The sequence below is a fragment of the Streptomyces sp. NPDC104106 genome, assembly GCF_055584345.1.
Genome location: NZ_JBVJMF010000007.1, coordinates 374,675 through 398,653, shown reverse-complemented (window position 1 = coordinate 398,653; position 23,979 = coordinate 374,675). Strand labels below are relative to the sequence as shown.

The 23,979-nt window shown below is 73.9% G+C and carries 19 protein-coding genes and 1 pseudogene; 11 read left to right on the top strand and 9 right to left on the bottom strand.

Annotated features, from left to right (window positions below; translation table 11 throughout):
* Positions 1-25: 25 nt before the first annotated feature.
* Positions 26-2,248 carry a flotillin family protein gene (locus ACZ60X_RS19795; protein ID WP_469599933.1) on the bottom strand — a complete coding sequence of 741 codons (2,223 nt, stop codon included), beginning with the start codon at positions 2,246-2,248 and terminating at the stop codon, positions 26-28.
* 245 nt (positions 2,249-2,493) lie between these two features.
* On the opposite strand from ACZ60X_RS19795, the gene ACZ60X_RS19790 reads away from it, so the two are divergent.
* Together ACZ60X_RS19790 and ACZ60X_RS19785 are read left to right on the top strand one after the other, a co-directional pair.
* Complete coding sequence (locus tag ACZ60X_RS19790; protein ID WP_469599931.1) at positions 2,494-3,573, top strand: PucR family transcriptional regulator; 1,080 nt, start codon at positions 2,494-2,496, stop codon at positions 3,571-3,573.
* Positions 3,570-3,812 (top strand): transcriptional regulator, encoded by a 243-nt coding sequence (locus ACZ60X_RS19785; RefSeq protein WP_469599928.1) that lies wholly within the window; start codon positions 3,570-3,572, stop codon positions 3,810-3,812. The genes ACZ60X_RS19790 and ACZ60X_RS19785 overlap by 4 nt, the downstream gene beginning before the upstream one ends.
* A 24-nt stretch (positions 3,813-3,836) precedes the next feature.
* On the opposite strand, the gene ACZ60X_RS19780 is transcribed toward ACZ60X_RS19785, so the two are convergent.
* Positions 3,837-4,784 (bottom strand): MIP/aquaporin family protein, encoded by a 948-nt coding sequence (locus ACZ60X_RS19780; RefSeq protein ID WP_469599926.1) that lies wholly within the window; start codon positions 4,782-4,784, stop codon positions 3,837-3,839.
* A 115-nt stretch (positions 4,785-4,899) separates the two neighbouring features.
* Positions 4,900-5,565, bottom strand: a complete 666-nt coding sequence (locus ACZ60X_RS19775; protein ID WP_469599924.1) for an SDR family NAD(P)-dependent oxidoreductase — start codon at positions 5,563-5,565, stop codon at positions 4,900-4,902.
* 350 nt (positions 5,566-5,915) lie between these two features.
* Here ACZ60X_RS19775 and ctaD point away from each other — a divergent pair, with 350 nt between their 5' ends.
* Both ctaD and ACZ60X_RS19765 read left to right on the top strand, forming a co-directional pair.
* On the top strand, positions 5,916-7,628 hold the full coding sequence (ctaD, locus tag ACZ60X_RS19770; RefSeq protein WP_469599922.1) for an aa3-type cytochrome oxidase subunit I: 1,713 nt from the start codon (positions 5,916-5,918) through the stop codon (positions 7,626-7,628).
* Positions 7,625-7,981, top strand: a complete 357-nt coding sequence (locus ACZ60X_RS19765) for a cytochrome C oxidase subunit I (protein WP_469599920.1) — start codon at positions 7,625-7,627, stop codon at positions 7,979-7,981. Before ctaD ends, ACZ60X_RS19765 begins: the two co-directional genes overlap by 4 nt.
* A 9-nt stretch (positions 7,982-7,990) precedes the next feature.
* On the opposite strand, the gene ACZ60X_RS19760 is transcribed toward ACZ60X_RS19765, so the two are convergent.
* Complete coding sequence (locus tag ACZ60X_RS19760) at positions 7,991-8,677, bottom strand: DUF6445 family protein (protein ID WP_469599918.1); 687 nt, start codon at positions 8,675-8,677, stop codon at positions 7,991-7,993.
* A gap of 232 nt (positions 8,678-8,909) precedes the next feature.
* On the opposite strand from ACZ60X_RS19760, the gene ACZ60X_RS19755 reads away from it, so the two are divergent.
* Positions 8,910-9,632, top strand: coding sequence for a DUF4142 domain-containing protein (locus ACZ60X_RS19755; protein WP_469600069.1), 723 nt, complete (start codon positions 8,910-8,912; stop codon positions 9,630-9,632).
* A 55-nt stretch (positions 9,633-9,687) separates the two neighbouring features.
* Here the strand turns inward: ACZ60X_RS19755 and ACZ60X_RS19750 are convergent, their stop codons facing one another.
* From ACZ60X_RS19750 to thrS, 3 genes are all read right to left on the bottom strand, one after another.
* Entirely contained in the window at positions 9,688-11,367 is a 1,680-nt protein-coding gene (locus ACZ60X_RS19750; protein ID WP_469599916.1) for a glycoside hydrolase family 13 protein, read from the bottom strand.
* Positions 11,368-11,611: 244 nt separating this feature from the next.
* Positions 11,612-12,580, bottom strand: coding sequence for a nucleoside hydrolase (locus ACZ60X_RS19745; RefSeq protein ID WP_469599914.1), 969 nt, complete (start codon positions 12,578-12,580; stop codon positions 11,612-11,614).
* Positions 12,581-12,620: 40 nt separating this feature from the next.
* Positions 12,621-13,856 carry a threonine--tRNA ligase gene (thrS, locus tag ACZ60X_RS19740; protein ID WP_469599912.1) on the bottom strand — a complete coding sequence of 412 codons (1,236 nt, stop codon included), beginning with the start codon at positions 13,854-13,856 and terminating at the stop codon, positions 12,621-12,623.
* A 372-nt stretch (positions 13,857-14,228) separates the two neighbouring features.
* Here thrS and ACZ60X_RS19735 point away from each other — a divergent pair, with 372 nt between their 5' ends.
* Positions 14,229-15,059, top strand: coding sequence for a hypothetical protein (locus tag ACZ60X_RS19735; RefSeq protein ID WP_469599910.1), 831 nt, complete (start codon positions 14,229-14,231; stop codon positions 15,057-15,059).
* A 30-nt stretch (positions 15,060-15,089) separates the two neighbouring features.
* Here ACZ60X_RS19735 and ACZ60X_RS19730 read toward each other — a convergent pair whose 3' ends face one another.
* On the bottom strand, positions 15,090-16,433 hold the full coding sequence (locus ACZ60X_RS19730) for a helix-turn-helix domain-containing protein (RefSeq protein ID WP_469599908.1): 1,344 nt from the start codon (positions 16,431-16,433) through the stop codon (positions 15,090-15,092).
* Positions 16,434-16,848: 415 nt separating this feature from the next.
* Between ACZ60X_RS19730 and ACZ60X_RS19725 the strand changes: the two genes are divergently transcribed.
* Positions 16,849-18,093 (top strand): amidohydrolase, encoded by a 1,245-nt coding sequence (locus ACZ60X_RS19725; RefSeq protein WP_469599906.1) that lies wholly within the window; start codon positions 16,849-16,851, stop codon positions 18,091-18,093.
* A 36-nt stretch (positions 18,094-18,129) separates the two neighbouring features.
* On the opposite strand, the gene ACZ60X_RS19720 is transcribed toward ACZ60X_RS19725, so the two are convergent.
* Positions 18,130-19,341, bottom strand: coding sequence for a hypothetical protein (locus tag ACZ60X_RS19720; protein WP_469599904.1), 1,212 nt, complete (start codon positions 19,339-19,341; stop codon positions 18,130-18,132).
* A gap of 508 nt (positions 19,342-19,849) precedes the next feature.
* Between ACZ60X_RS19720 and ACZ60X_RS19715 the strand changes: the two genes are divergently transcribed.
* From ACZ60X_RS19715 to ACZ60X_RS19700, 4 genes and pseudogenes are all read left to right on the top strand, one after another.
* Entirely contained in the window at positions 19,850-20,335 is a 486-nt protein-coding gene (locus ACZ60X_RS19715; protein ID WP_469599902.1) for a hypothetical protein, read from the top strand.
* A 215-nt stretch (positions 20,336-20,550) separates the two neighbouring features.
* A complete protein-coding gene (locus ACZ60X_RS19710; RefSeq protein WP_469599900.1) occupies positions 20,551-21,525 on the top strand; it encodes a hypothetical protein in 975 nt (324 codons plus the stop codon).
* A gap of 82 nt (positions 21,526-21,607) precedes the next feature.
* Positions 21,608-23,557 (top strand): FUSC family protein, encoded by a 1,950-nt coding sequence (locus ACZ60X_RS19705; RefSeq protein ID WP_469599898.1) that lies wholly within the window; start codon positions 21,608-21,610, stop codon positions 23,555-23,557.
* A gap of 73 nt (positions 23,558-23,630) precedes the next feature.
* A pseudogene (locus ACZ60X_RS19700) lies at positions 23,631-23,979 on the top strand (VWA domain-containing protein); the annotation flags it as partial.

Sequence of the window (23,979 nt, the reverse complement as noted above, 5' to 3'; positions counted from 1 at the left end):
CGGCTACCGGCTCGGGGCGCTGTCCTCAGTTCAGCGCGCTGCTCCCGTTCAGCGCCGTCAACGGGGTGTCCTCCAGGCCCAGTTCGCTCGCCCGGTCGAGGAGCTTCTGGAGCTGGCCCGCGTTCGGGCCGCCGCCCTTGATCTGCTTCATCAGCAGCGCCGACACCGTCAGGTTCCGCACGTCCGCCGAGCCCAGCGAGCCCAGCACCCGGCTCAGGTCGTCGGTGAAGCTGGCCGATCCGTCCAGCCAGGAGCCCGCCAGTGCCTGCGCGGTACGGGAGTTGTCGATGAAGCCGTCCACTCCCTTGCCGAGCGAGACGGAGGAGACCAGCCGGTCGAAGAAGACGGACTCGCCGCCGACGATGTCGATGTCGGCGTTCTCCAGGCCGGTCGCGAGGACCGTCGCCTGGGCCTCGGCGACCTGCCGCTGGGTCTCCAGGCCGGCCAGCCGGATCTCCTTCTCGGCCTGCAGCCGGAGCCGGTACTCCTCGTGTCCGCGCGACGCCTCGTCGAGGGCGGCCATCGCGGCGGCCTTCTCGGTCAGGCCCGCGGCCTCCGCCTTCAGCTTCTCGCCGATGGCGGCGGCCTCGGCGAGCGCCTTCGCCCTGGCGCCCTCCGCGTCGGCCAGGCCCTTGGCCCGCGCGCCCTCCGCCTCGGCCTTCAGCCGCGCCTCGGTGGCCTCCGCGGCCGCCCGCGCGCCCTCGGCCTCCGCGAGCCCCCTGGCCCGCGTGCCCTCGGCCTCGGCGAGGCTCTTCGCCCGGGCGCCCTCCGCCTCGGCGAGTGCCTTGGCCTGGGTGCCCTCGGCCTCGGCCGTCAGCCGCGCCTGTGTGGCCTCGGCCTCGGCGCGTCCGGCCTTGGCGGTGACCTCGGCCTCCTTGTCGCGGACCTGGACGGCGGCGAGTCCCTCGGCGGCGGCCTCCGCCTGGACGCCCTCGGCGAGCCGCAGCTTGGCGCGGGCGTCGAGGTCTGCGGTCTTCAACCGGGCCTCGGCGAGGGTCAGTTCCTCGGCCGCCCGGTGCGTGGCCGCCTGCTCCGCCGCCTCGGCCGCCTTGATGTCCTTGACCAGCTTCTCCTGCGCCTCCGCCTCGGCGGCGATGACGAGGGCCTGCCGCTCCCGCTCGGCCTCCTCGACCACGCGGAGCTTCTTGATGGACTCCTCCTGCTCGGCGACCGTACGGTCCACCGCGACCCGCTCCCGGATGACCTCGGCGATCTCGCGCTTCTCCGCCTCGACCTCCTTCTCGGCGGCGATCCGCGTCAGCTGGGTCTCCCGCTCGCGCGCGATGACCTCCAGCAGCCGGTCCTTCTCGATGCGCTCGCTCTCGACGGCGATGACCCGCTCGCGGTTCTTCGCGGCGACGGCGATCTCGCGGGCCTGGTTCTCGCGCTGGACCCCCAGCTGCTCCTCGGTGCGCAGGAAGGCGCCCTGGGCGCGCAGCCGCTCCTCCTCGACCACGCGGGCCGTCTCGGCCTCCTCGCGGGCCCGGGAGGTCTCGATCTCCCGCTTCTGCTTGATCTCGGCGTCCGCCTGCCGGCGGTCCAGCTCCAGGATGGCCTCGCGCGCGTCGACGTTCTGCCGGGTGATCTCCTTCTGCTCGTTGCGCTGGGCGTCGTTGGTGCGCACGTGCTCGACGGCGGTCAGCTCGGTGATCTTGCGGATGCCCTGCGCGTCGAGGACGTTGGCCGGGTCCAGCTGGGTGAGCGGGGTCTGCTCCAGGTAGTCGATCGCGGCGTCTTCCAGGTGGTAGCCGTTGAGGTCGATGCCGATCAACTCGATGATGTGGTACCGGAGTTCCTCACGCTTGGTGTACAGGTCGGTGAAGTCCATCTGCTTGCCGACGGTCTTCAGCGCCTCGGAGAACTTCGCGTGGAACAGCTCCTGGAGCGTGTCCTGGTGGCTGGCGCGCTCGGTGCCGACGGTCTGGGCTACCTTGATGACGTCCTCGACGGTCTTGTTGACCTTGACGAAGAACAGGATCCGGATGTCGGCGCGGATGTTGTCCCGGCAGATCAGGCCGTCGCGGCCGGAGCGGGAGATCTCGATGGTCTTCACCGAGATGTCCATGACCTCGGCCTTGTGCAGGATCGGCAGCACGACCTGGCCGGTGAAGGACACGTCCACCCGGCGCGTCTTGGACACGATCAGGGCCTGGCTCTGGTCCACCTTGCGGTACAGCCGCGAGAACGCCAGCACCGCGAGCACCACGACGACGAGACAGGCGGCGACGAGCACACCGAGGGCTTCCATGACATACGTCCTTGCCTCAGACGACGAAATCGGAGCCCCTCGTACAGCTCCGGTGCCGGACACCTGCCGGTGTCCGGCACCGGAACCCCCCGTAGTGCTCCCCTGAGGCAATGGTGCGCGGGGGCGCGTACCAGCGCATTGCCGGTTTCCGGCAGTGTTCACTAGGGTCTGCATGCCGGACATGCGCTAAGAAAGCGTCACCGGCGCGTCAAGATCGCGGGGCACGGGGGACGGGGGCGGACGGCGTGCGGGACCGGCACGACATATCCGGGCACTACGAGCACTATCTGGACGGCTTCCCCCACGCCCTCGCCGACGTCGCGGCCACCGGGCGCCGGCTGACCCGGGAGGAGCTGAAGGCCCGCCGCACGCTGGGCGAGCAGGCCGCCGAGGCGGGGCACGGCCTGCGCGCCCTGGTCGTCGCGCACCTGGCCGCCGCGCGGGCCGCCTGGCCGGTCGGTCCCGGCTCGGCGGAGAGCACGCTGGCCGCGCTGGCCGCGGTGGAGCAGGCGGTCGACGCCTTCGCCGAGGGCTACGAGCGCGCCCAGCGGCTCACCGTGCGCCGCGAGGAGGCGGCCCGCCGGGAGTTCATCGACGACCTGCTCTACGGCCGCAGCGACCTGGGCCGCCTGGCCGAGCGCGCCGAGCGCTTCGGCCTGCGCCTGTCCCGGGCGCACGCGGTGGCCGCGGCCGAGGCCCTGACGCCCTACGTCGAGGGCAGCGGGGCGGCCCGCCAGGTGGAGGCCGCGGTCCTCGCCCGGTACGACACCCGCAGCATCCTGTTCACCACCAAGAACGGCCGGCTCCTGTGCATCGCGCCGGGCGACGAGGACGAGATCCTCACCCACTTCGCCAAGCAGGCGTACGCGGCGACGGCCGGCGGCCGCGTCGCCATCGGCCGCCCCCGGCCGGGCCCCGGCGGAGTCGTCCAGTCCTACGAAGAGGCGCTGGCCGCGCTGGAGATGGCCGAACGCCTGGACCTGACGGACCCGGTCCTGCGCGCCGCCGACCTGCTCGTCTACCCGGTCCTGGCCCGGGACCGCCAGGCGCTGGCCGACCTGGTCTCGCACACCCTGGGCCCGCTGACGCAGGCCAGGGGCGGCGCCGGACCCCTCCTGGACACGCTGACGGCCTACTTCGACGCGGGCTGCGTGGCGGCGGAGGCGGCCCGCCGGCTCTCGCTGAGCGTGCGGGCCCTCACCTACCGCCTGGAGCGCATCCACCACCTCACCGGCGCCGACCCCACCGACCCGGCCCACCGCTACATGCTCCAGACGGCGGTGATAGGCGCCCGCCTCCTGGACTGGCCCGACCGCCCCCTGTGACGAAAGGCCCAGGGCGAGCGACGAAAGTACTGAGCAAGACCCTCTCCGCGCTGGAGAAGGCCGGCTGTGTCAGCGTCCGCAAGGGCTGCCTGGGCAAGCGCCCGCGCACCTGGGCCTCGCTCACGCTCACCGGCCGCCGCGCGCTGGCCCGCCACCTCGGGGCGCTGGAGGAGATCGCGGAGACGGCCCGCCGAGCCGCCGACCCGAGCGGCAACTCGGCTTGCACACAGTGCACTTGAGGCCGGTCAGCCACGCCGGCCGGGTCACTCCTCGTCCGTCGTCCGCACCGGGGCCGACCGCCCCGGCTCGGGCAGTTCGGCCAGCTCCGCCCGCACCAGCAGGACGTCGCCGACGAACAGGTCGTACACGACGATCCCGACCACGCCGCCGACCAGCGGACCGACGATCGGGATCCACCAGTACGCGCTGAACGAGCCGGGCAGGCTTCCCGGGAAGGCCAGGCCGTCCCAGCCGGCCGCGTAGGTGAACAGGCGCGGGCCGAAGTCGCGGGCCGGGTTGATGGCATAGCCCGCGTTGGCGCCGTAGGACATGCCCACGGCGGCGACGACGAAGCCCACGATCAGGGGCCCGAGGTTGGCTTTCACCGCCTGGTTGCGCAGGTCGAGGACGGCGGCGATCAGCATGAGGAGGAAGGCCGTACCGACGATCTGGTCGACCAGCGGCCCCCAGTAACCGCCGTGGAAGTACGCCGCCGGGAAGGTCGCGAAGATGGAGAAGGTGGCGTTCGTGTGCCCGTTCACCTTCGGCGCCACCACCAGGTGGTCGTAGGCGCTGATCGCGTCGTGGTACACGGCGTAGACCAGTGCCGCACCGGTGAGCGCGCCGACGACCTGCGCGAACCAGTACGGCAGCACCTTGGCCCAGGGGAACCCGCGGCGCACGGCCATGGCGAGGGTGACCGCCGGGTTGATGTGGGCGCCGCTGACGCCCCCGGCCACGTACACGCCGAAGACGACGGCGAACGCCCAGCCCCAGGTGATCAGCAGCCAGTCACCGGCCGCGAGGAAGATCGTGGTGGGCGTGGCGGCACGGCCCGACCCGGGCAGCGCGGCCACCGCCATCGCGACCGAACCGCAGCCGAAGGCGATGAGGACGAAGGTCCCGAGGAACTCGGCGAGACACTCGCCGAGGAGCCCTCCCCGGCTTCTGAGCCGGGACGGGCCGATGATCGCCGGGATATCCACAGCCATGCGAGGCCCCCTTGAAGAGAGCAGTACGGCCAACGTCACCATATTGGCCTACACGTCACCACCTCGCAGGTTGACGGTGCCCCGTCAGCAGCGGTCCGGGCGACGGCGGGGAGCCTCAGCCGTCCAGGTCGTCGGCGTAGGTCCGGAACCCGTGCCGGTCCCGGTGCAGCCCCCACAGCACCTCCGCGAGCACGTCGGGGTCCTTGCGCGCGTGCCCGGGAGTGATGGCGCCCGGGATCACCAGCTGGGCGACGTGGATGCCCTCGCCCGCGAGCCGGTCATGCAGCAGACGCGCGTACGCGCTCTCCGCCGCGAACGCGATCGACGTGCCGGCCCGCTCGGGATGCGGTACGGCCGCGCTCCCGCCGTTGACGAAGAGGATCGTCCCGCGCCCGAGCCGCCGCATCCCCGGCAGCACCTGCTGCACGGCCGCGACGGGCCCGTACACGGAGAACTCGACCGGGCCGACCAGGTCCCGGTGCCGGGTCTCCAGCACCGGCCGCATGAAGTCCCGGTGCGGCACCGGGCTGTACTGGAGCACCTCCACGGTCCCCAGCTCCCCGGCGGCCCGCTCCAGCGCCGCGGCGAGTTCCTCGGGCCGGCGCACGTCGGCGGCGAACCCGCCGGCCCGCACCCCGCTCCCGGCGAGATTGCGCACCAGCCGGTCCAGGTGCTCACGGTCCCGGGCGAACAACGCGACGGCGAACCCCTCCCGCCCGAACCGCCGCGCCACGGCGGCCCCCAGCCCCGGCCCGGCACCCACGATGGCGACACAGCTCATGCCGGCATCCGTACCGCACCCGGCCCCGGCCCACACCGCGCTCGCCACCCCAGGTGGTTCGCGGGGGAGTTGTACGGCCGGCGCACCACGGCACACCCGCTGACCAGGCAGCACCGCCACCGGTGCTCCCCGCCCGGTACGGCGAGCCGCGTCCCCCCGGCCCACGCGCGACCGCCCCGCGCCGCCCCCACCGGTCGTCGGCCGCGCCGCTGCGCCATCCGTGTGTATCCGTCACGCGATCGGCCGCGCGTCGGGCGCCCGGGGGCGCGCGGGCGGCGTCGCGCGGCCAGGATGGCGAGGAGCGGACGCGTGGCGTGCGCGGACCGCGAGCATCGGGAGACAGACGACTTGTGAGCATCCTCAACGAACCCCATGGTGCCGTCGCGCCCGAGGACTCGTACGAGAGCGAGGTGACGGTCAGGCGCACGCAGCCCGGAAGCGTCGTGGTGAAGTGGCTGACCACCACCGACCACAAGACGATCGGGACGCTGTACCTGGCGACGTCGTTCGCGTTCTTCCTGATCGGCGGGGTGATGGCGCTGCTCATGCGCGCCGAGCTGGCCCGGCCGGGACTCCAGATCGTCTCCAAGGAGCAGTTCAACCAGCTGTTCACGATGCACGGCACCGTGATGCTGCTGATGTTCGCGACGCCGCTGTTCGCCGGCTTCACCAACTGGATCATGCCGCTGCAGATCGGTGCGCCGGACGTGGCGTTCCCGCGGCTGAACATGTTCGCCTACTGGCTGTACCTGTTCGGCTCGCTCATCGCGGTCGCCGGCTTCCTCGCCCCGGACGGCGCGGCCGACTTCGGCTGGTTCGCGTACTCCCCGCTGACGGACGCGACCCGCTCCATCGGCATCGGGCCCGACCTGTGGATCATGGGCCTGGCCTTCTCCGGGTTCGGCACGATCCTCGGCTCGGTCAACTTCGTCACCACGATCATCTGCATGCGCGCCCCGGGCCTGACCATGTTCCGCATGCCGATCTTCGTGTGGAACGTGCTGCTGACCGCCGTCCTGGTCATCATGGTGTTCCCGGTGCTGGCCGCGGCCCTGTTCGCGCTGGAGGCGGACCGCAAGTTCGGCGCGCACGTCTTCGACGCCACGAACGGCGGGGCGCTGCTGTGGCAGCACCTCTTCTGGTTCTTCGGCCATCCCGAGGTGTACATCATCGCCCTGCCGTTCTTCGGCATCATCAGCGAGATCATCCCGGTGTTCGCCCGCAAGCCGATGTTCGGCTACATGGGCCTGATCGCCGCCACCATCTCCATCGCCGGCCTGTCCGCCACCGTGTGGGCCCACCACATGTACGTCACCGGCGGTGTGCTGCTGCCGTTCTTCTCCTTCATGACGTTCCTGATCGCCGTGCCGACCGGGGTGAAGTTCTTCAACTGGATCGGCACGATGTGGAAGGGCAGCCTCTCCTTCGAGACGCCGATGCTGTGGGCGGCGGGCTTCCTCGTGACGTTCCTCTTCGGCGGGCTGACCGGGGTCATCCTGGCCTCGCCGCCGATGGACTTCCACGTCTCGGACTCGTACTTCGTGGTGGCCCACTTCCACTACGTCGTCTTCGGCACGGTCGTCTTCGCGATGTTCGCCGGGTTCCACTACTGGTGGCCGAAGTGGACCGGCAAGATGCTGGACGAGCGCCTCGGCAAGATGACCTTCTGGATGCTGTTCGTCGGCTTCCACGGCACCTTCCTGATCCAGCACTGGCTGGGCGTGGAGGGCATGCCGCGCCGGTACGCCGACTACCTGGCGGCCGACGGCTTCACCGCCCTGAACACCGTCTCGTCCATCGCCTCGTTCGTCCTCGGCCTGTCGATGCTGCCGTTCCTCTACAACGTCTGGAAGACCGCCAAGTACGGCAAGCCGGTCGGCGTCGACGACCCGTGGGGCTACGGCCGCTCGCTGGAGTGGGCGACGTCCTGCCCGCCGCCGCGGCACAACTTCGTCACCCTGCCGCGCATCCGCAGCGAGTCCCCCGCGTTCGACCTGCACCACCCCGACATCGCGGCAACCGAGCACGAGGTCCCGGTACGGGCCGACCGAGGGCGGACGTGACCGGCTCACCCGGGCACGGGACCGACCGCGCGCTCGCCGACCAGGTCGAGGGATACCTCCTGTGGCAGGCCCGGATCGCCGAGGCGGAGCAGCGCGCCCGGGACTTCACCGGCTCCCTGGACTGGCTGACCACCGGGCAGCGCGAGGAGGTGGAGCGGCGCTACGTGGCCGACAGCCTGCGCCGGGCCCGGGCGGACCTGGAGCGCGTCGCCGCCCGCTGCGTCTCGCTGCGCGCCGAGTACGAGCACCGCTACGCCGAGCTGCGCCGCCGCTGCCTGGCCGTCGCGATCGCCGTGACCGTGGCCGTGTGCGCCGGCTGCACGGCGGTGACCGCGACCCTGCTGCTCAGGTGAGGGGCGCGCTCACGCCATCCAGAAGAACACCGCCGTCATGCGCTTGTCCTGAAGCGTCGTACCGGTGTAGCCCGTCGCGCTGTGCACGAGGTTGGCGTTGTAGAGGAGCAGGCGGTTGTACCTGTGGGGGACGCGGACGTCCTCCTCGAAGTGGTCGCCCGGGACGAAGCGGGTGCCGAGGGCCTCGACGAGGTTGTTGTGCGGGGCCTGGACGATGTTGCCGCCGAGCCGGCCGCCGGGCAGGGACTGGCGGTAGAAGGCCGTGCCGCAGTCCTTCGGGGCACCGGGGTTGAGGTAGAGCACGGCCGCGTACCGGCACAGGGCGCGCGAGTCGGTGTGCGGACGGGGTTCGCTCTCGCCCTCGCCGACCACCTGGACGCAGTTGTGGTTCAGGGTGCCGCCGCCGGGCGCCCGCTGCACCCACAGCTCCTTCGCCCCCGTCGCCCGCTTCACCAGCCGTTCCACGACGGCGAGTTCGGCTGGCTCCAGGCCGGGCATGGCGCGCAGCCCCGGCCAGGTCTCGGAGGTGTAGGGATATCCCTGGGCCCAGTCGTCCTTGGCCAGGCACCGCTGCCGTACGGCGTCGACGTCGGGCAGGACGTCGTCGAAGACCCAGTAGTCACGGCCCTTGGTGGGCTTCCGGTAGGGCAGGACGGGCAGCGCCGCGGGCATCCTGGGGGGTGGCTGTGGGGGCATGCGGAGAATCTAGGCCAACGTTCGCCCAGTTCTCTCCCGGGGAACGGTCAACACTTCTGACAGAAGGTCAACACTTCTTTACCCACTCGGTCGATACGAACGGCCGCCTTACCCGTACTGCTGGGTGTCCGAACCGCCCCGCGCCGTCACGTGGGCGGCACATCCCCGACGGGCAGGAGGCACGGTGCGCTTTTCGCGGAACGCGACGGGAACGCTCTTCGTGGGCGGTGCGATGGCGGTGACCCTCGCGGCCCTGGCCTACCCGGGCATGCTCGGCCTGAGCACGGCCACCACCGCCCAGGACCGGGTCATCGCCAACACGCAGTGGGGGCCGCTGACCGAGCAGGACCGGGACTTCGTGGTGAAGGTACGCGCCGCCGGTCTGTGGGAGTACCCGGTGGGGCAGATGGGGCTCCAGAAGGGCACCATCCCGGCGGTGAAGACGGCCAGCGAGCACCTGGTCGACGGCCACGCGGCACTGGACACCACGTGCCGGAAGATCGCCCCGATGCTGAACATCACGCTGCCCAACATCGCGAGCCCCCAACAGGAGGGGTTCGTCCGGCAGTTGCAGGCCGACAGCGGGAGCAAGTTCGACAGCGACTTCGCCAACATCCTGCGCATGACCCACGGCGCGATCTTCAACACCATCTCGAAGATCCGCTCCACCACGAAGAACACGCTGGTACGAGCACTCGCCGACCAGGCGAACAACACCGTGCTCGACCACATGACGGTGATGGAGAAGACCGGTCTGGTCGACTTCGACCAGACGCTCTTCCTGCAGACGACCCCGCCGAAGCTGCCCAACTCCGACCTGACGCCCCCGCCGCCGCCGGCGGGTCAGCCGGAGGTGGTGCTGACACCGCCGCCGAACCCGACGTCCACGCCGGTGGACATCAACGGGATCGCCGGTGCCTCGCCGGGAGCGAGTCCGGCGCCCTCGGCGGGGTAGGCGGCCCGGCGGGGTGGGCGGTCCGGCGGGGTGGGCGGTCCGGCGGGGTTGTGGTCTACGACAGCCACACCGTCGTGTCCGGCGCGAGCACCCCGCTCCCGTCCAGCGGCGCGCTCGCCAGCAGCGGCTCGCCCGGCGGCAACGGCACCGGCTCCGCACCGAGGTTGGTGACACAGCGCCACGCCGGGGAGCGGACGAAGTCCAGGACGCCGGGCGCGTCGGCGGTGGACCAGGTCAGCTCCTCCCCCTCCAGCAGTTTGCGGCGCAGGCGCAGGGCCGTGCGGTACAGCTCCAGGGTGGAGCCGTCCGCGCCGGTCTGGGCCTCGACGGCGTAGGAGGCGAAGGACGGCGGCTGGGGCAGCCAGGCGGGGCCGGGGCCGAAGCCGTAGGACGGGCCGGCCGGGGTCCAGGGCAGGGGGACCCGGCAGCCGTCGCGGCCCTTGCGGGTGTGGCCGGTCTGCTCCCAGACGGGGTCCTGGAGGGCCGCGGCGGGCAGGTCGGCGACCTCGGGGAGGCCCAGCTCCTCGCCCTGGTAGAGGTACGCCGAGCCCGGCAGCGCCAGCATCAGCAGCGTCGCCGCGCGGGCCCGGCGCAGGCCGGCGGCGGGGTCGACGCGCGGGGCCGTGCCGTCCGACAGCAGCCAGGCCGCCGGGTCGGTGCCGGGCGGGAGCACGAGGCGGGAGGCGTGGCGGACGACGTCGTGGTTGGACAGCACCCAGGTGGCCGGCGCACCGGCGGCGCGGGCGCCCGCGAGCGCGGCGCTGATCAGTTCACGCAGTTCGTCGGCGTCCCACGGCGCCTGGAGGTACTCGAAGTTGAAGGCCTGGCCCAGCTCGTCGGGGCGGGCGTACAGGGTGCGGCGGGCGCCGGGCACCCAGGCCTCGGCGACGGCGGTGCGCGGCGGGGAGTAGGCGTCGAGGAGGGTGCGCCAGTCGCGGTAGATCTCGTGGACCTCGTCACGGTCCCAGTACGGGTGGCTGCCGGGCGGGACGCGCGGCAGGGACTCCTCGCCGGTGGCGCCGATGTCCCCGGTGTCGCGCAGCGGCTCGGCGAGGTCCTTGGCGAGGCCGTGGGCGACGTCGACGCGGAAGCCGTCGACGCCCCGGTCGGCCCAGAAGCGCAGGGTGGCCCGGAAGTCGGCGCGCACTTCCTCGTCGGCCCAGTTCAGGTCGGGCTGCTCGGGGGCGAAGAGGTGCAGGTACCAGTCGCCGTCCGCGGTGCGCTGCCAGGCGCTGCCGCCGAACACGGACTGCCAGTCGGTGGGCGGGAGTTCGCCGTGCGCGCCCCTGCCCGGGCGGAACACGTAGCGGTCGCGGGCCCGTGACCCGGGTCCGGCCCGCAGCGCCTGCTGGAACCACGGGTGCAGATGGGAGGTGTGGTTCGGGACAATGTCGACCACGACCTTCAGGCCGAGCCGGTGCGCCTCGGCGACCAGCGCGTCGAAGTCGTCCAGGGTGCCGAGGCGGGGGTCGACGTCCCGGTGGTCGGCGACGTCGTATCCGCCGTCGGCGAGTTCGGAGGGGTAGAAGGGGCTCAGCCACAGGGCGTCGACGCCGAGCGCGGCGAGGTGGCCCATCCGCTCGGTGACGCCCCGCAGGTCACCGAGGCCGTCACCGTCGGCGTCGGCGAAGCTGCGGGGGTACACCTGGTAGACGACGGCCTGCCGCCACCAGTCGGGGTTCTTCGGGGAGAGGTCGGGGTGCTGGGACTCGTGATCCGGCGAGACGCCTGCCATGCGGGCTCCGTTCGGGCTCCGTACCGGCTCTTCGGGCACATCCGCGCGGCCCGCTCTAGTGTCCCCGCAGGCAACGTTTGCCCGTCAAGGAGCGGCGTCCGGTGCGTGCTGTCGGCGTGCCGGCCGGAAGTCCTCGTACTGGGCGTACGTGGGCTTTCGGCCGGTGCGGCGAGTGGGGGCACCTCCCGCGCAGCGGGGGAGCGTGCCGGGCGTCGCGACGGGGCGAACGTTGCCTGCCCCGGCACTAGGACCGCGCCACCGTCTCCAAGTACAGCTGCGCGTACCGCCGTACGTCCACCTCCAACGCCACGTCCACCAGGGGCTGTTCGCGGACGCCCTCGTGGATCTCCGACTCGCCGGGGCGCGGACGGCGGTCGACGATCGTCTGGCCGCGGGACGGACCGGGGGCCAGACAGACCTCGACCGGCAGCAGCCGGGTGGTGATGCCGCCCGGGTCGGCGACCGCGCACACCGCGCCCGCGTCGCCGAGGCCGCCCGCCTCCTCCGCCTCGGGGGGCTCGCCCTGGTGGGCCGGCCGGTGGGCGAGGAGTTCGCCGGCCAGCCGGGTGCCGGGCTCGCCGCTCGTGCGCAGCCGGTGGACGTCCGGGGCGGCCACGACGACCTGCCGGAAGACGTCGAGGCCGTACATGGTGATCGGCACCCCGGCGGTGAGCAGGATCGCCGCCGCCTCCGGGTCGTGCCAGACGTTGAACTCGGCGACCGGTGTGGCGTTCCCGGTCTCCACCGCCCCGCCCATGAAGACGATCCGCTCGATGTTGCCGGTCACCTCCGGGTGGGTGCGCAGCAGCAGGGCGATGTTGGTCAGGGGCGCGGTGGGCACGAGCGTGACCGGGCGCGGGGAGGCGAGGATCTCCCGGCGCAGCAGGGACACGGCGTCCAGTTCGGACGCGGTGCGCTTCGGCGCGGGCAGGCCGAGGTCGCCCATGCCGTCGGCGCCGTGGACGTGCCGCGCCGAGCGGGCCGGCTCGATCAGCGGGCGGGCGGCGCCCCGGCCCACCGGGATGTCGGGGGCGCCCGCCTGCTCCAGCACGGTCAGCGTGTTGCGGACCACGCCGTCGACGTCCGTGTTCCCGGCCACGCAGGTCACGGCCCTCAGGTCGATCCCGGGGTGGCGTACGGCGAACAGCAGGGCGAGGGCGTCGTCGACGCCCGTGTCGCAGTCGATGATCACGGGGGTGGGCTGACCGGTCACGGCGTACTCCTTCCGTCGAGCCGACCTTAGATCAGGCCCGTCACTCCCACAGGGCGGTGCCGCGCGCCGCGACCCGGTCCGCGATCCGGCGCAGCAGCTCCGGCACCGGCAGCTCCCCGGTCCGGCGGCCGTCCCGCAGCCGTACGGCGGCCAGGCCGCGCGAGGCCTCCCGGGCGCCGACGACCACCTGGTACGGCACCAGGCGGGCGGCCCGGACGCGGGCGCCGAGGGTGCCCTCGGCGGGGCCGGCCGACTCGGCCCGCAGGCCCAGCGCCACCGCGTCACGGACGACGTCCGCCGCCTGGCCGGCCTGCTCCTCGCCGACCGGCAGCACGACCAGCTGCACCGGCGCGAGCCAGGCCGGGAAGGCGCCCCGGTGGGCCTCGATCAGGTGGGCGACGGCCCGTTCGACGCTGCCGATGATGCTGCGGTGGACCATCACCGGGCGGTGCCGCGCGCCGTCGGCGCCGATGTAGTGCAGGCCGAAGCGGGCGGGCTGGTGGAAGTCGATCTGCACGGTGGACAGGGTGGACTCGCGGCCGGCCGGGTCGGCGATCTGCACGTCGATCTTCGGGCCGTAGAACGCGGCCTCGCCCTCGGCCTCCTCGTAGTCCACCCCGGCCGCGTCGAGGACCTGCCGCAGCAGCGCGGTGGCCCGCCGCCACAGCTCGGGGTCGGCCACGTACTTGCCGCCCTCGCCGGGCAGCGACAGCCGGTGGCGTACGGCCTCGATGCCGAGGTCGGCGTAGGCGCGGGCGATCAGCTCCAGGGCGGCGCGGGCCTCGTCCACCGCCTGCTCCAGGGTGCAGAAGATGTGCGCGTCGTTGAGCTGGATGGCGCGGACCCGGGTCAGACCGCCGAGCACGCCGGAGAGTTCGGCGCGGTGCATGCCGCCCAACTCGGCGATGCGCAGCGGCAGTTCGCGGTAGCTGTGGGAGCGGGAGCGGTAGATCAGCGCGTGGTGGGGGCACAGGCTGGGGCGCAGCACGACCTCGTCGGACCCGTTCGGGCCCAGCCGCATGGGCGGGTACATGTCGTCGCGGTAGTGGTCCCAGTGCCCGGAGATCTCGTACAGCTCGCGTTTGCCGAGCGCGGGCGAGTACACGTGCCGGTAGCCGGCCCGGCGTTCGGCCTCGCGGATGTACTCCTCCAGGGTGTGCCGGACCACCGCGCCGTCCGGGAGCCAGTACGGCAGGCCCGCGCCCATCAGCGGGTCGGTGTCGAACAGGCCGAGTTCGCGGCCGAGGCGGCGGTGATCGGGAAGCCGGTCGTTCATGGGGTTCCTCTCCGGAAGGGAGCGAGGAACCGGGGGACGGGTACGCCGAAGCCCCGGGGCGCTCGCCCCGGGGCTTCGATGCTGCTGGTCAGGTGTCAGCGCGCCGGGACGGTCTCCGGCGTCGTCGTGCTCGACGGGCACTGCTGGGCGCGCTGCATGCGGCGACCGTAGCGGCACCGGTGCCCGCGGGTCGAGGGAATTTCCCCGTCCCGCTCCCCGCGCCCGCCGGGCCCCTCACCCGTACGGCCCGGAGCGCTGGTGGGGCGGGCGGGGCGGTGGTGCCGTGAGAGCAGGCACCCACCGGCAGAACCCCGCCCCAGGCACCCGCCGTCCCGCACTCCCGGAGGCAGCCCGATGCCGTCGAGACCCCCGTTGACCTCCTTGACCTCGCTGACCTCGCTGCGTGCGCTGACCTCGTTGATCGAGGCGATACGCGCCCGCCCCCGACTCCGGCTCGCCCTCATCGCCGCCGGTCTCATCGCCGTCGGCGGCTGCGCGGCCCTCGGCCTGAACCACCCGGCGACCGCGCCGCAGCCCCTGCCCGCGATCGACCGGCCGACCCCGATACCGCGGTCGTCCGGCCGGCCGAACGGCGCCGCGCTCACCGACGAGCAGGTCCGGGGCGCGCTCCTCACCCAGGCCGACCTCGGCGCCCCCTGGACGGCGACCCGCGGGGCGGCCACCTGGCGGGACGGGCTGCTGAAGGCGACCAGCTCGGCCGGGGAGTGCTCCCGCCTGATGGACGTGCTGTACACCGACCAACTCCTCGGCGGCCCGGCCCGCGCCGCGATCGGCCTGGACGACGCCGACACCGACGCCCAGCTGCGCTACCAGATCGGCGCCCGCCGCCCCGCCGACGTCGACGCGGACCTCGCCTGGCTGAAGACGCTGCCGCAGCGGTGCGCGCGGTTCACGGCCACCACCGAGAACGGGCTGGTGGAGGACGTACGGGTCGACGGCGCCGCGCTGCCCGAGGTCGGCGACGCCCGCCAGGGCCTGCACATCAGCATCGCCACCACGCTCGGCGACGGGCGGAACGCCGTGCTCACGCTGGAGCTGGCCGCCGTCCGGGTCGGCCAGGACGCCTTCGCGTTCACCAACGGCGGCCTGGGCGACGTACCCAACGGCGCGACCCAGGCCGCCGTCCAGGTGGGCGCGCTGCGCCTGGCGGACGCCCACCGCCAGGGCCGGGCCCAGGCCTGACCCCGACCGCGCTCGCCGTCCGCGCGGGTGTCACAGGGGCGGCTGCGCCGGCGCAGGGCCCAGGGTGGTGGTGCCGGGGGCGGTGCGGTGGCCGAGGCCGGTGCGGTAGGCGTCCAGGGCGGCCTCGGTGCGGCCGGTGCGGCGCAGGAGGTCGCCGAGGAGACGGCACAGGTCGGCGAGGTCGCCGGCGGCGCCCGCGCGTTCCAGCAGGCTGAGCGCGCGGACGTAGTGCTCCTCGGCGGCCTCGGTGTCGCGGGCGTCCTCGGCGATGATCCCGAGGAGGCGGTGGGCCGCTGCGGAGTGCACGGCGCCGCGTTCGGAGGAGAAGTCGCCGAGGACCCCTTCCAGCAAGACCGCCGCCTCGGCGGACTTGCCGCGGCGGTGGAGGACGTCGGCCAGTTCGACGGCGGTCTGGCTGCGGTACAGGGCGGCCCGGCTCTCCGAGAGCATGGTGTACGCCTGCCGCAGCTCCGCTTCGGCGCGGTCCAGTTCGCCGTTCTGCGCGCAGACGTAGCCGCGCATCCAGTGGCAGTTGGCCAGCTCGGTGCGCAGCCGCAGCCGGCGGTACAGGTCGGCCGCCTTGGCGAGGGAGGCGTCGGCCTCGGCGAGGCGGCCCTCGGCGAGCAGGGTGCGGGCCACCGAGCGGTGCATCCGGGCGATCAGCGCCTGGTCACCGGCCTGCGGGGCGAGCGCGAGGGCGAACTCGGCGGCCTGCGCGGCACGCGCGTGCGCGCCCATGTCCATGTACGGGCCGATGACGCTGGCGTAGAGCAGGAGCAGGGCGTCCGGGTCGTGCAGTCCGCCCCGGTTCAACTCGTCGAGGGCCGTTTCGAGCAGGTAGACGGCGTAGCGCAGCTCTCCGGCGAGGTAGTGGGAGACGGCCCGGCCGCGCAGCGCGGGCACGCGCACCGGGAGGGACTCGTCCGCGAGCCGGGCCTCGGCCCGTTCGAAGAAGTCCCGGGCTCGCGTCAACTCGCCCGTCTCCAGGGCGCATTCGCCGAGCCCGAGGAGCGCGGTCGCCTGCTCCGCGCCCAGATCGTGCGTCCCGGCCTCCGCGAGCAGGGCGTCGTACTGGACGGCGGCCTCCTCGGCCCGGCCGTCGGCGAGCACCCGCTGGGCCTCGGTGAGCCGCAGTCTGAGGTCGGTGGCGAGGTGGGCGGGCCGCCCGACGGCCAGCTCCTCGAAGGCCACGCCGAGCCGCCCGGCGATGTGCCGCAGCGCCTCGTCCGAGGCCCGCACCCGGCCGGCCTCCACGGTGGAGATGTAGGCGGGCGTGTAGGCGGGTTCGGCCAGCTGCCGCTGGGTGAGCCCCTGCTGCGTGCGCAGGTGCTGTACGCGCCGCCCGATGACCTCCGGATCGTCCCGTTCCCGCATCCGCCGGATCCCCCCAACTCCCTTTGGGCCCCTTGCCGTTCGACCCTTGCAGCCCTAGGTTAAACGGCGGATCAAGCGCGCTTAACACGTCGCTGTCGTGTTCGTCGCCGTTGTGTTGCGAGGTCGCCGTGCAAGGACGTACGCCCGCCCCCTACGGACGTCCCACCAGGTATGCCCGGAGTGTCGCCGCGGCGGTCGTCGCCGTGGCGGCACTGGTCACGGCGGCGAACGCGGTACCGGCTCACGCCGACCCGGCCCCGGCCGGCCAGAGCCGGGCCCCGCAGGCGGCAGCGGCACCGGCACGCCGGTGAGTCCGGGAATCCGGGCCCTTCGCCGCGATCACCAGATCGGGCACGAGGTGACCGGTGTCGGACGGGGGCTGCCCTCTCCCGCCGAGGAGGCCTACGCTGCCGCCATGTCCTCCGCAGCCGCGCGTACCGCCCTCGACCTGACCGCCGACCTCCCGGTGCCGGACCTGGAGGACCTCTACCGGGATCTGCACCGCCACCCAGAGCTGTCCCTGCGCGAGCACCGCACCGCGGGCACGCTGGCCGGTCGGCTGGAGAGCGCCGGGTTCGAGACCGCCGAGGGGGTCGGCGGCACCGGTGTCGTGGGCCGGCTGCGCAACGGCGACGGGCCGGTCGTGCTGCTGCGCGCCGACATGGACGCGCTGCCGGTGCGCGAGGAGACCGGGCTGCCGTACGCCTCCGAGACGGACGGCGTGATGCACGCCTGCGGGCACGATCTGCACGTCACCTGGCTGGCCGGGGCCGCCCGGGCGCTGGCCGCCGGGCGGGACACCTGGCGCGGCACGCTGCTGGTGGTGGGCCAGCCCGCCGAGGAGTCCGGCCAGGGCGCGGCCCGCATGGTCGCCGACGGGCTGTACGAGCGCTTCGGGCGCCCGGACGTCCTGCTCGGCCAGCACGCGGCCCCCGGCCCGGCGGGCCTGTACCCGCACGCGCCCGGCCTGATCATGTCGGCGGCGACGGACGTGGACATCGTCGTGCACGGCCGGGGCGGGCACGGCTCGCGCCCGGAGGCGGCGGTGGACCCGGTGGTGACGGCCGCCTACCTGGTCACCCGCCTGCAGACGGTCGTCTCGCGGGAGATCGCCGCGGGCGAGTCGGCGGTGCTCACCGTGGGCCGGATCGAGGCGGGCACCCGGCACAACATCATCCCGTCGACGGCGCGCGTCTCGCTCAACCTGCGCAGCCAGACCGAGGAGGTACGGCAGCGGATGCTGGCCGCGATCGAGCGCATCGCCCGCGGCGAGTGCCTGGCGGCGGGCTGCCCGCGCGAACCCGAGGTCACCGTCGGCAACACCTTCCCGGTCACCGTGAACGACGCGGCCACCGACGCCGCCGTGGCCGCCGTGCACGGCGAGGTGTTCGGCCCGGAGACGGTGTTCGACCCGGGTCCCGCGATGGGCAGCGAGGACTTCCCCCAGCTCGCGCTCGACGGCGCCGTCCCGTACGCGTACTGGTTCGTGACGACCACCCCGGCGCACGTGTGGGAGCAGGCTCCCGGCGACACGTTCCCGGAGAGGTTCGCGGCCGTCCCGAGCAACCACAGCCCGCACTTCGCGCCCGACCTGTCGGTGATCGCGCCGGGTGTGCGCACCCTCGTCTCGGGAGCGCTGGCCCTGCTGCCGGCGGCCTGAGCCGGCCTTCGCCGCGGCCGGTCACCGGATACGGAACTACCGGGCCACTGCCTGGAGTTGGCGCAGCTGCCGCTGCACGTTCTCCAGCGCGCCCTCCCGGCGGCCCGGCACCCGCAGCCGCAACTCAGCGAGCGCGGGCCCGAGTTCGCGGGCCAGCGCCGCGTCCGCGATCCGGCCCCACTGGTGGTGCGCCCGGTCCACGGCGGCCTCCACGGCGGGCGCGTCCACCGCCTGCCCGGCGGCCAGCCGCACCCCGGCCACCGCCAGCCACGCCCGGCAGCTCCCCACCGCGTCCCCCGCGAACATCGCGAGATCGGCCCGCACTTCGGCCCAGTGCAGCGCCTCGGCGGAGGCCACTCCGTGCGCCCGTACGGCACCGGCTTCGAGGCGCGCGGCCAGTGCGTCCGCCTCCGCGTGCCGGCCGTCCTGGACGGCGGCGCTGATGAGGGTGTGCGGATCCTGCCCGGCGGCGCGGGGACCGGGTGAGCCGGTGCCGGGACCCGGTGCAAGGGCGTCCGCGGGCGCCGGGTGAGGCTGGAGGCGGGCGGCCTGCGGGGGAACGGGGTGAGGAGGCCGGGTGCCGGGGCCGGCCGGGCGGCCGGGACTCACGGGGCGCGCGGGCGGGTGGGCGAACACGAGGTCCCGGCCCGCACCGGACTCGGCGATACGGGCCAACGCCTGCTCGTGCAACCGGGCGAGCGGCGGCCGGTGCCCGCTGCGCAGCACCGTCGCCACGGCCTTCATGTACGCCGGCTCGGCCGGACCCCGCCGGCCCGGCGCCGGCGCCACCCGGCCGTACACCGCCGCGTTGGGCCCGCAGTCCAGCCCCCGCTCGGCGACGTACCGCCACGCCTCCGCGTCCGCGTGCAGATCCAGGAGCAGCGCCGTGTCCGCGGCGGAGCGCAGCCGCAGCTCGTCACGGACCCAGTGCCACGGCAGCGCGGTGTAGCGCACGGTCGCCGCGGTGGTGCGGGCCAGCGCCAGATGCGGCAGCCGCTGCTTGCGGTCCAGCTGCACCTGCCCGGCGATGTACACGGTCAGCGGTCCGGGCGAGGCCGCCGCGGCGCGCAGCCGGGTCAGCACGGCCTGCGGCTCCAGCGGATCGGCGAGTTCGACCACGTTGGCGGTCTCGGTGCCGGACAGTACGGCCGGGGCGACCGCGGCCAGCACCGGCAGCACACCGGCCGCGTCCACCAGGCGCCCCCTGCCCAGCGGCGAGGCCGCGAGCAGCAGCACGGTTCCGGGCATCGTCCCTCCCCCTGTCGGCCCTGAGCGGCCGGCGGACCCCGCGACGGCTGTGCCCCCGCGCGGCCCGTGATTACGGCTTGCTTCCAGCCAGCACCGTAACCGCTGCGGCTGCCCACGCGCGCCTCAAGGACCGCGAACATCCAGCGGCGGGCGGCGGCTCGGGGACGACACCACCCGTGGCACCGGGCCTCGCGGAAGGTGCCGGGCAGCGCGGCGGCCTCCACCGCGTGCGGGCCGGGTGCTCGCCGGGTCGGGCGCTGCCGAGGGCGACGTACGTCACCATCGCGAGCACGGCGAAGGCGGCCGTCGTCCACACCGGCGAGCAGCAGGGACGGCACCAAGGCACGCTCCTGCCGCGGAAGCGGAGCGGCCGGCGCCCCCGCCCGTACGCCGTCTTCCGTCACGGCGTCTCCCGCACCCGCGTCCGTGCCCCTTAACGCCGACTTGCCGGGCCGCGGTCCCAGGGTGTGCCCTGGGAAGGCGGGGGCGAGGAGAGAGGAGTGCTCTCATGGCTCAAGCGGCACCCGCGCCCGGCGGAATGTCCCGCCCCGGGCGGACACCGGAGCTCCAGGACCGGGCACCCGGCGCACGCGCCGGCCGTCCGCCCGACATCTTCGACGCGCGCACCCACCGCGTCGGCCGCATCGCCGTCCCGGTCGTGCTCGGCCTGGTCTACGGCTACTGGGCGGCCACCAACCGGCGCTACGGCGGCCCCCTCACCGGCGGGAACATCGCGTTCGGGTTCATCACCGCGCTGGTCTTCGCCGTCCTGATGGCGGCCGTCCTGGTCGCCGCGCCACGGGTACCGCGCGAGCTGCGCGCCGGGCTGTGGTCGGTGTTCATCGGAACCGCGTTCGGGTTCCTCTACTCCCAGTCCACCGCGGCGTTCTGGGTGATCCTGCTGGTCTCGCTCTTCATGGCGGCGGGCACGTACGCCGTGTCCTTCTACCGCTACTACACGCGCGAGGACGCGGCCGGCCACCGCATCCACTGACCGGTGGGGGACGCAGTGCGTGGGCCCCGGCCGAACACGTCGGCCGGGGCCCATGCGCTCCCCTGTTCTTCCCTCTTTCCCCACCGCTCCCTCGCACCGGTCTCCGTCTCCCTAGCACCAGGAAACACCCGTTCGGCCGAACCCTCCACCGCAGCGCGCCACCCGGTTGCCCCGCCCGGCTGGCGCGCGCGACCCGAGGGCCCTTGCCTGGAAACGTGTCCCCACGTCTCAGGAGCGGCCTGTCGGCCGCGCTGATCACCCTGTCCTGCCTCCTCGTGCCGTTCGGCGCACTGGCGGCCTGGGCCGCGTACGGGCTGGTCGACACGGGCCGCTACGTCACCACGATGGCCCCGCTCGCCGCCGACCCGGCCGTGCGGGACGCCGTCGCGGACACGGTCGGCGACGGCATCCTGCGCGCGGTGGACCAGCACATGGACGTCCACCCGGCCGGTGGCTCGGTGCGGCCCTTCGTACACGACGCGGTGCGCTCCTTCACCCAGACCGACGCCTTCCGGCTGGCCTGGGACACCGGCAACCGGGTCACCCACGACGCGGTCCTGCGCGCCCTGCGCGACGAGCGGGACATGACGGCCGGCGAGCCGGTCACCGTCGACCTCGCCTCCGTCACCGGCCCGGTCAAGCGCCGGCTCGCCGAGGACCACGTACCGCTGGCCGCGCGCATCCCGGTGGAGCACACTCCGGTCGCCGTGCTCCCCGGTGGGGCACTGGCCGCCTTCCGGAAGGGGTTCCACGTGCTGGAAGTGGCCGGCTTCTGGCTGCCGATCACGGCGCTCACCTTCGCCTCGACGGGCATCGCGCTGGCCGTCCGCCGGCGCCGCGCCATCACCGCGACCGCCCTGGGCACGGCCCTGGGCGGCGCCCTGCTGGCCCTGGCCCTCTCCATCGGCCGCACCCTGACCCTCGCCGACCTCCCGGCCGACGTCCCCCACCCCGCCGCGGCCGCGGTCTACGACACCCTCACCTCCACCCTGCGCACGACCGCCTGGCTCCTGCTGGCCCTGGGCCTGGCCGCCGCGGCCACCACCTGGCTGACCCGCAACGTACGCCCGGACCGCCCGGACCGCCCGGACCGCGTGAACCGGCTGGCCCGCCTGCGCCGGCTCACCCGCCGCCGGGCGACGACCTCCGTGTCCGCGTCGGAGACGCCCCGCTCACGGGCGCGGGTCTGAGGCCCGACGGGGCACGAATCCCGACGTGGACGGGACACCCGGCCGGAACCGGACACCTGGCCGGAACCGGATAATGGAACCCATGTCCCGAGAGTTCCCCATCGGCCTCGCCCCTCCCGACTGGCTGGTCCGGAACCTCCGACCCCAGCAGGCCCCCGTCAACCGGCCCGCCGTGGCGCGCGCCGCCATCGCCCTGGCCCTGCCCCTGGTCATCGGCCTCACCACCGGCTACCCCGCCTACGGCGCCCTCGCCGCCATGGGCGCCCTGTCCGGCGTCATCGGCGACACCGCCGACGCCTACCGCATGCGCATCCTCAACATCGCCGTACCCCAGCTCTTCGGCGCGGTCGGCGTCACGCTGGGCACGCTGGTCTACGGCCACGGGTGGTACGCGGTGGCGGCCGTCACCGGCGTGGCCCTGGTCTCCGGAATGATCTCGACCATCGGCGCGGTCGCGTCGGTCTCCGGGCTGCTCCTGCTCCTGAACTGCGTGGTGGGCGCCGGACTTCCGCTCCCCCGCCCCTGGTGGCTGGCGCCCGTCCTGATGACCGGCGGCGGTCTCCTGGTCCTCCTCCTCGCCCTGCTGGCCTGGCCGTTGCGCTCGGGCGTCCCGGAGCGCGCGGCGGTGGCGGCCACGTACCGCACGGTCGCCGCACTCCTCGCCGTCTCCGGCACGGACCGCACGGAGGAGTACGACACGGCACGCCAGGCCGTCACCCAGTCCCTGAACCAGTCCTACGACCTGATCCTGGCCCGCCGCGCCCGCCACCACGGCCGCAGCCCCGAACTCACCCGGCTGCTCGCCCAGCTGAACGCCATCACGCCGGTGCTGGAGGCGGCCCCCGCGGCCCACTGGGCGGGCCGCCCCCTGCCGCCGCGGATCCCGGAGGCGGTCCGCCACCTGGCCCACGCCGTCGAGACGGGCTACACCGGTCCGACGGCGCTGGACCTGCCGGCCCCGCAGACCGAGACGGCTCGCGCGGTGGACCACGCCCTGCGCCACACCGCCGGGGTGGTCGCCTCCCCGGACGTGGACCCGCGAGGCATCGACGACCGCCTGGGCCGCCCGGCCGGCCTCGGCATCCGCACCGCGAGCGCGGCGCGCACCGTCGTACTGTCCGCCAACTCCTGGCGCTACGGCCTGCGCCTCGCCGTCTGCATCGGCATCGCGCAGGCCCTGGTCTCCCTGATCCCGGTGCCGCGCTCGTACTGGGTGGCCCTGACGATCACCTTCGTCCTCAAGCCCGACTTCGGCTCGGTCTTCTCCCGCGCCCTGCTGCGCGCGCTCGGCACGGTGGCGGGCCTGGTGATCGCGGCGGTGGTCCTGGCGGAGGTCCCGCTGGGCTGGTGGGACGTCCCGGCGATGCTCGTACTGGCCCCGCTGATCCCGGCCCTCACCCCGAGGGGCTACGGCTACCAGACGGCGGCGATCACCCCGGTCATCCTCCTCCTGTCGGACATCCTGAACCACCAGGGCACCGCCCTGCTCCTGCCCCGCCTGACGGACTCCCTGCTGGGCTGCGCGATCGCCCTGGTCGCCGGGTACCTGCTGTGGCCGGAGAGCTGGCACACGAGGGTCGGCGCCCGCCTGGCCGACGCGGTGGCGGACACGGCGGCGTACGTGGAGGAGGCCTTCACCACCGGTGCGGCCCCGGACCCCGCCGCCCGGGCCCGCATGCGCCGCCGCCTCTACCGCGATCTGTCGGTCGTCCGCACCGAGTTCCAGCGGGCCCTGACCGAACCGCCGCCCACCGGCCGCCGGGCAGCGGCCTGGTGGCCGCTGGTCGTCGCCGTGGAGCGCATCGTGGACGCGACGACGGCAGCCCGCGTCCGCGTGGGACAGGGCGCACCCGCGCCGTCCCCGGCCGAGGTCACCCAGATCACGCTCCAGCTCCGGGAGCTGTCGGCGGGCGTACGCGACGCCGAAACGTTGACCCCGGTTCGCACGGATCTCACCGGCCCGGCGGACAGCGTTCTGGAACCCCTCCGACAGGAGGTCGCCGCGGCCCGGTCGCTCGCGTCCCCCCACTGAGCGCTTCGCTAACCTTACGTGTCCGTCGTGGCCAGGGATCGACGGGCATCAACTCACGCGAAGGGTTGCGCACATGGGCATTCTCACTCTCCTGCGGAACGCATTCGGCCGCTCACGCAAGGGGCGAGCCGCCGAGGCAGAGGGTGCGGCCCGCCTCCCGACCCAGCCGGCCGAGCCCACCACCCCGACCCCCACACTCCCCGAACCCCGCCAGGAGTCTCCCGACACCCACGACCTGGTGGCAGCGGCCTTCGACAACGTCAAGGTCCCCCACCCGACCACCCCGGACACCCACGCCGAGGCCGTCAACGACCAGGCGAAGACCGGGGAACCCCACCCGGAACCCGAGCCCCAGCAGCCGGCCGAGGCCGAGGCACCCGGCACGGACACCGAACCCGAGCAGATCACCGAGAGCCAGGACT

Excerpts from the sequence above, each read along its gene's own strand:
- ACZ60X_RS19795 (WP_469599933.1), bottom strand. The coding sequence starts at position 2,248 with ATGGAAGCCCTCGGTGTGCTCGTCGCCGCCTGTCTCGTCGTCGTGGTG.
- ACZ60X_RS19780 (WP_469599926.1), bottom strand. The coding sequence starts at position 4,784 with ATGGCTGTGGATATCCCGGCGATCATCGGCCCGTCCCGGCTCAGAAGC.
- ACZ60X_RS19775 (WP_469599924.1), bottom strand. The coding sequence starts at position 5,565 with ATGAGCTGTGTCGCCATCGTGGGTGCCGGGCCGGGGCTGGGGGCCGCC.
- ACZ60X_RS19760 (WP_469599918.1), bottom strand. The coding sequence starts at position 8,677 with ATGCCCCCACAGCCACCCCCCAGGATGCCCGCGGCGCTGCCCGTCCTG.
- ACZ60X_RS19755 (WP_469600069.1), top strand. The coding sequence starts at position 8,910 with ATGGCGGTGACCCTCGCGGCCCTGGCCTACCCGGGCATGCTCGGCCTG.
- ACZ60X_RS19750 (WP_469599916.1), bottom strand. The coding sequence starts at position 11,367 with ATGGCAGGCGTCTCGCCGGATCACGAGTCCCAGCACCCCGACCTCTCC.
- thrS (WP_469599912.1), bottom strand. The coding sequence starts at position 13,856 with ATGAACGACCGGCTTCCCGATCACCGCCGCCTCGGCCGCGAACTCGGC.
- ACZ60X_RS19730 (WP_469599908.1), bottom strand. The coding sequence starts at position 16,433 with ATGCGGGAACGGGACGATCCGGAGGTCATCGGGCGGCGCGTACAGCAC.
- ACZ60X_RS19725 (WP_469599906.1), top strand. The coding sequence starts at position 16,849 with ATGTCCTCCGCAGCCGCGCGTACCGCCCTCGACCTGACCGCCGACCTC.
- ACZ60X_RS19720 (WP_469599904.1), bottom strand. The coding sequence starts at position 19,341 with ATGCCCGGAACCGTGCTGCTGCTCGCGGCCTCGCCGCTGGGCAGGGGG.
- ACZ60X_RS19715 (WP_469599902.1), top strand. The coding sequence starts at position 19,850 with ATGGCTCAAGCGGCACCCGCGCCCGGCGGAATGTCCCGCCCCGGGCGG.
- ACZ60X_RS19705 (WP_469599898.1), top strand. The coding sequence starts at position 21,608 with ATGTCCCGAGAGTTCCCCATCGGCCTCGCCCCTCCCGACTGGCTGGTC.